This is a genomic window from Armatimonas sp. (assembly GCF_031410135.1).
GTDB lineage: Bacteria > Armatimonadota > Armatimonadia > Armatimonadales > Armatimonadaceae > Armatimonas.
This window is the reverse complement of record NZ_JANNYP010000825.1, coordinates 1-5,205: the sequence shown is the minus strand read 5'-3', so window position 1 is coordinate 5,205 and position 5,205 is coordinate 1. Positions and strand designations below refer to the sequence as shown.

The window sequence follows — 5,205 nt, the reverse complement described above, 5'->3', positions numbered from 1 at the left end:
ATTTATGGGTCTTGCCGCAACAGCGGGCTGCTTTAGCCGCCCGAAACTGAATATACCGAAAGGCACGCGGCGAAGTTGGCGCGGGCATCGGTGGCGGTCCAGGGAATCTCCGTGTTTTGGGTGAGCGCGTTCGCGAGGGTGTCCAGCGGGAAGAAGGGGGAGGAGTCTGGCGTGTGGTGGATCTCTTCTCCGTTTGCGCTCACTACCCAGTCGTTGCCTTCGGGACGGATCGTGCCGTGGGTGCCGATAAAGAGGACTCGGTGCGCACCGCCGCCCGGAGCCGCTGCCCAGGTATCTTCTAGCATCAGCGAGACCGGAGAGCCGCCGGAATCGGGCTGGAGCTTCAGGAGCGCGATGCCATAGTCCTCTAAGGCAAGCTCGGTGTGGACGCGGTTCTCGATTAGGCCCGCACTCCAGACGACCTCGCCGCCGAAGACAAAGCGTGCCAGGTCAATGGCATAGATCGCGTGATCTGTCCAGGCTCCTGTGGGAGCCTTGGTGGCATCAATCCACCAGCTGTGAGCGCCTCCGGGCTGGCCGGGCCAGGGTGAGGGGAGGCCGCCGTGGCCGATCTGATGGTAGGAGAGCGGTGTGCCAATCGCGCCCGACTGGATCAGCTCACGGAGCTTTACGATGCGGGGGGTAAGGCGCTGCATGCCCTCAAACGAGCCAAAGAACTTGCCTGCTGTTTCGGCTGCCGCGATGACATCGTCGAGCTCTGTGAGGGTGGTCGCAGAGGGCTTGACCGCAACGACATGCTTTCCTGCGGCAAGGGCTTGCTTGGCGAGCGCGGGGGCATCGGCGGTGGGGGCACAGATCGCGACTAGGTGAACGTCGTTGCGGGAGAGAACCGCGGCGGGATCGTCGGTAACCGAAATACTCGGGTATTTTTCTTGTGCCCAAGCGCGGTGTAGCTCATGCGGCGACTGAATTCCTATCAGCGCCACGTTCTCTGACTTACTGGCAATCTCACAGACGCCGTGGGCGGTGTACCAGTGATCTAGCCCTAGCAGGGCAACTCCAAAACGCATTTCCGAACAACCTTCCTATTCTAGCTCCGCTGCTGCCTCAATCATCTCCTCAACATCGTCGGTGCTCATGTCATCACCCATGCCACCGGCCACTTCTTTCATCAGCCCACGAACGGATTTTAGGCTTTTATCATCTACTCGGTCTGCCATGTCCGCCAGGTTCTCCAGTGACTCATCTAAAGAGCGAATCCGTGCGAAGCGGGAGACAAGCTTGCGAATATTCTGGCTGCCGCACTGGGGGCACTGAATTGGGGAGGTCTGGGCAAGTACCCCCACAAGCTCGGAGAAACGCTTGGAGCTGCACTCGTTGCAAGCAAACTCAAAGATTGGCATAAGGCTAACGGGTGCTGAAGCTGGCCTGAAAGAAAAATGCCCGACGTACAGGGGCAGGGGTTGGCGTGACGTAGAGTGTTCCGCAGTAGATCGCGGGTTGCATGACACTATTGCTATTGGGTACTGAGACACAGGTCTCGACGGACTCTGCACTATTGGTGTGCATAGGAAACATCGAAAAGACCCTATTGCTTGAGGAGGAGCTGGGTTCCATCAGAAGATACGCACCCTCGGGGAGGGGCGCTCCACGGCGGCTCTCACGGGTTGCGACTCGCGCGGTTGCCACACAGAGAGCGATCACCGAAAAAATCGCAGCAGTGACCGTGCGTGGGCTGACTGGCATGCTCGCATAGCGCCGAACTGCCTCTCCCACATCGGTCTGGAGCAGGCGCTCGATCTCTTCACGTGAGACGCGGGCTCCCAGAGAGGCAAGGGCTTGTTTAGTCTCACGGAGGGCACGGTACTCAACCTGGCAGGCGGCGCAGCACTCCAGGTGGCTCTGCACTTCCCCTTTTTCTTGGTCGCAGAGCTCAGAGTCTAAGTAGGCGGAGAGCCGTTCCCGGCAGAAGCGACACGACACAATGCTACCTCAGCGTGAACCCTTCCAGCCGTGCACGGAGCAGCTTTCGGCCACGGTGCAGGCGGGAGCGGACAGTGCCAATCGTACAGCCGGTGAGCTTGCTAATCTCCTCGTAGGAGAGCTGCTCAATATCGGCCAAGATAACGGTGCGGCGGAAGTCTACGGGGAGGGCAGCGAGGGCGTTCTGAATCTGCTCATCGAGCTCTTCGTGAAGCGTGACACGCTCCGGCTCGGTGCGGGCATCGGGGATATCGAGGTAGAGGTTGCTCTCTGAGCCACTGGGGAGCGGAGCATCAAGACTGGTCACCCGCATCTTGTTCTTCTTACGGACGCCGTCCACAAAGAGATTGGACATGATCCGAAAGAGCCACTTCTCGAAGGGAAGATCACGGCGGTAGTTATCGAAGAAGCGGAAGGCACGCACGAAGGCTTCTTGCAACAGATCCTCGGCATCGGCATGATTGCCCGTCATTCGGTAGGCAACATGGTAGGCTTGCTTCCGGTGGCGCTGCATCAGGCGCTCAAAGACACCACCACCTGCCTCAACACTTATCGCTTCGCTTTCGCCCATTTCACCTTACTCTACGCTGCAATGCCCATGCCGCGTTCCCGATTTTAACAAATTTTCGAAAAAATTGTAGGATCTGGTGAATTAGACAGGGGAGCACAGGAAAAAGTTCGCTCTTGAATGACTATGCTTTGCCGTTGTCTAAAACATGCATATTGGCGATCTCAAACTCACCTACCTCTAAGCCTGCCTTGATACAGAAATTGGCATGGGTGTCTGTGTGATCTTTAGTCGTGCGGAACGGAAACTGGTACTGTCGCCACTCCGGGGTAAAGCGAACATTTTTCTGAAGCTCTGCCGTGTGGGGTGAGAGTCCTTCCTCAAAGACCACGTAGACCGCTGTTTTCTTCTTAGAGCGTCCCCAGAACTGAACCGTGAGGTTATGGTTGCCCTCCACGGCCTGCGGGACTTTCTTCAGAAGCTGTGCACACCAGTATTTATTGGCATCCACTGCGGTGACCTCAAGGTGGAGCGAGTGCTGCGAGCCTGCGGGGAGCTCGGGGCTGACCTGGAGCTTCATTGTTGCGGCAGCGGGCTTCTGGGTTGCGAGGCTCCACTCTTGCCGAGTGGGGTCAATCAGAGAAGCACCTGTCAGAGGCTTCTGGCCTGCGGCACTCACGGTGGACTTGGCCACTAGTTTCTCCGAAGGCGTAGAGGGATTGAGGCGGGGAGAGAGAAATTTGACGGCACCAAAAACACCAAGGACGACCAGGGTTCCGACGACCACGAATCCACCAGGCTTTAAGATGACTTTCATACTCTTGTTATCGGTGCAATCTGAGCCGAACATAAGGGAGTATGTCACGATTTGTTTCTCTTGCAGCACTTGGTGTGTTAAGTCTGGGCTGTCAGCGCCGTCCAAGTTCTCCCAAGCCGCCAAGTGCCCTCGATAAAGTTACGGAGGAGGGGGTGCCGCTAAGCCAAGTGCCCTTACCAAAACCTGTGCTCGTACAATCTCAAGCGCCTGTGTTAATCCCACAGCCCAAGGAGATACGCTTCGAGTCGCATGCTGGGTTTACGCTCACCCCGGAGACCCCCATCGTTCTCCCGTCGGGCTTGAACTCAGAAGAGCAGCGGGCTGTCCGTGCGCTTCAAGAAGGTCTCGCAAAGCGCCTCGGAAAGCCGCTCCGCCTCGTCAGCGCGCCTGGACCAAGACAGGCGATCCATCTGGAGCGGGCCGACTCGCAGACGCCCGAGAAGCCAGAAGGGTACACGCTTACCATCCAGCCAGAGAGCATACGCCTGACCGGGCGAGACGCTCGTGGACTCTTTTGGGGCGTTCAGACACTGCTTCAGCTCCTAGTCAAAAGTACGAGCACGACACTGCCACGAATCGCCATCCGAGACTGGCCGACGCTCTCGCTTCGCGCTGTACATCTCTTTCATGGCAACCGTGCCCTCCCCTTTCACCAGAAACTCATCCAGCGTATCTTGACACCGCTCAAGCTCAACGCCCTCTTTCTGGAGGTCGAGCAGGTGCGCTGGGATGCCGACCCGAGTGTTGCACCACTGTGGGCAGGCACGAAAGCCCAGCTCAAGGAAGAGCTTGCCTTTGCGCGTGAGCGAAGTATCACGGTCTACCCACTGCTCCAGAGCTTGGGGCATATGGGCTGGCTCCTGGGCAAGGGAAATAATGCTCGGTTTGCCGAAGACCCCGCCACGCCCTATGCGCTCTGCCTGAATGACCCGGCGGCGGTGAAGTATCTGGAGCGCTTTGTCGCCGAGGCAGATGAGCTCTTTCAAGCTCCCGCCTTTCATGTCGGCCTAGATGAAGTGGCGATGCGGGGACGCTTTCCCTACCGCTCTCGCCCTACCGCGGCACCCGAGCTGTTTTTAAAAGGCGTACGGCACTGGCACGACTTCTTTGCTGCCCGTGGCAAGCCGATCTCGGTCTGGGCGGATATGGCGCTTCACGCTCCCGAGGTTAATCCTGCCTTTGGCACCGCCCCACGCGCCGCAGATGCTGCTCGGATACGCGCTGGCATTCCGAAAGACGTGATCCTTGCGGACTGGCAGTACGGTACCCATGAGGAGTTCCCGTCACTTCGACAGCTAAAAAACGCGGGATTTCCGAAGCTCTTGGCCGCAAGCTGGTACCGACCCAAAAATATCCAGACCCTCAGCCGTGCGGCAGCGCAGGTGGGCGCCCAGGGGCTGATCCAGACCACTTGGTGCGGCTATGAGTCCCATGAGGATGTCTTGAAAACGCAAGAAAAGCGCCAGTTCACCGCCATGGTGCTGGCCGCCGAGTATTTCTGGAATGGTGGTGGTCCCGCCCCCGAAGAGCTTCCTTTCTCCCCGGAGGCGGTCTTTGACCAGCACTGGAGTGCCTAGCGCCGGTTGTCTTCGGGCTTGGCGTGGCCGACTTTCGGGCGACGGCCCCGGAGCTTGGTGTTGCTGAGCGCCTCGATCACCTGATCGGCATGGGCAGCTGGCACCTCGAAGAATGAGACACGGTCCAGGACATCAATGGTGCCCACCGACTTGGGCGGCAGGCCCGTCTCGTTGAGAATCGCGCCGACCAAGTCGGAGGGGCGTAGCTTGTCCGCGCGGCCCATGCTCACAAAGAGGCGTACCATCCCGACTTCAGGCTGCTCACGCTGTGCAGCCCGCTCCTCGTCCATCTCCTCCTCACGCGAGTTGCCTGCGGAGGTGGCTTCCCACAGAAGCTGGAGCGCAGCGGCGGCGATATC

General features: G+C 58.9%; 7 protein-coding genes. 1 reads left to right on the top strand and 6 read right to left on the bottom strand.

Annotated features, from left to right (window positions below; translation table 11 throughout):
• Nucleotides 1–32: 32 nt before the first annotated feature.
• The 5 genes from RMO15_RS30140 to RMO15_RS30120 all read right to left on the bottom strand — a co-directional run bounded on the left by RMO15_RS30140 (nt 33) and on the right by RMO15_RS30120 (nt 3,269).
• Nucleotides 33–1,031: a Gfo/Idh/MocA family oxidoreductase gene (locus tag RMO15_RS30140; protein WP_309721938.1), complete on the bottom strand. Its 999-nt coding sequence runs from the start codon at nt 1,029–1,031 to the stop codon at nt 33–35.
• Nucleotides 1,032–1,046: 15 nt separating this feature from the next.
• A complete protein-coding gene (locus tag RMO15_RS30135; protein WP_309721935.1) occupies nt 1,047–1,364 on the bottom strand; it encodes a zinc ribbon domain-containing protein in 318 nt (105 codons plus the stop codon).
• A 4-nt stretch (nt 1,365–1,368) separates the two neighbouring features.
• Complete coding sequence (locus tag RMO15_RS30130; protein ID WP_309721933.1) at nt 1,369–1,944, bottom strand: zf-HC2 domain-containing protein; 576 nt, start codon at nt 1,942–1,944, stop codon at nt 1,369–1,371.
• 4 nt (nt 1,945–1,948) lie between these two features.
• Nucleotides 1,949–2,515 carry a sigma-70 family RNA polymerase sigma factor gene (locus RMO15_RS30125; RefSeq protein WP_309721930.1) on the bottom strand — a complete coding sequence of 189 codons (567 nt, stop codon included), beginning with the start codon at nt 2,513–2,515 and terminating at the stop codon, nt 1,949–1,951.
• 121 nt (nt 2,516–2,636) lie between these two features.
• Nucleotides 2,637–3,269 (bottom strand): hypothetical protein, encoded by a 633-nt coding sequence (locus tag RMO15_RS30120; protein ID WP_309721927.1) that lies wholly within the window; start codon nt 3,267–3,269, stop codon nt 2,637–2,639.
• 41 nt (nt 3,270–3,310) lie between these two features.
• Between RMO15_RS30120 and RMO15_RS30115 the strand changes: the two genes are divergently transcribed.
• Nucleotides 3,311–4,846 carry a beta-N-acetylhexosaminidase gene (locus RMO15_RS30115; protein ID WP_309721925.1) on the top strand — a complete coding sequence of 512 codons (1,536 nt, stop codon included), beginning with the start codon at nt 3,311–3,313 and terminating at the stop codon, nt 4,844–4,846.
• Here the strand turns inward: RMO15_RS30115 and RMO15_RS30110 are convergent.
• Nucleotides 4,843–5,205: DbpA RNA binding domain-containing protein (locus tag RMO15_RS30110; RefSeq protein ID WP_309721921.1), on the bottom strand; the 363-nt coding region annotated here is incomplete at its 5' end. The genes RMO15_RS30115 and RMO15_RS30110 overlap by 4 nt on opposite strands.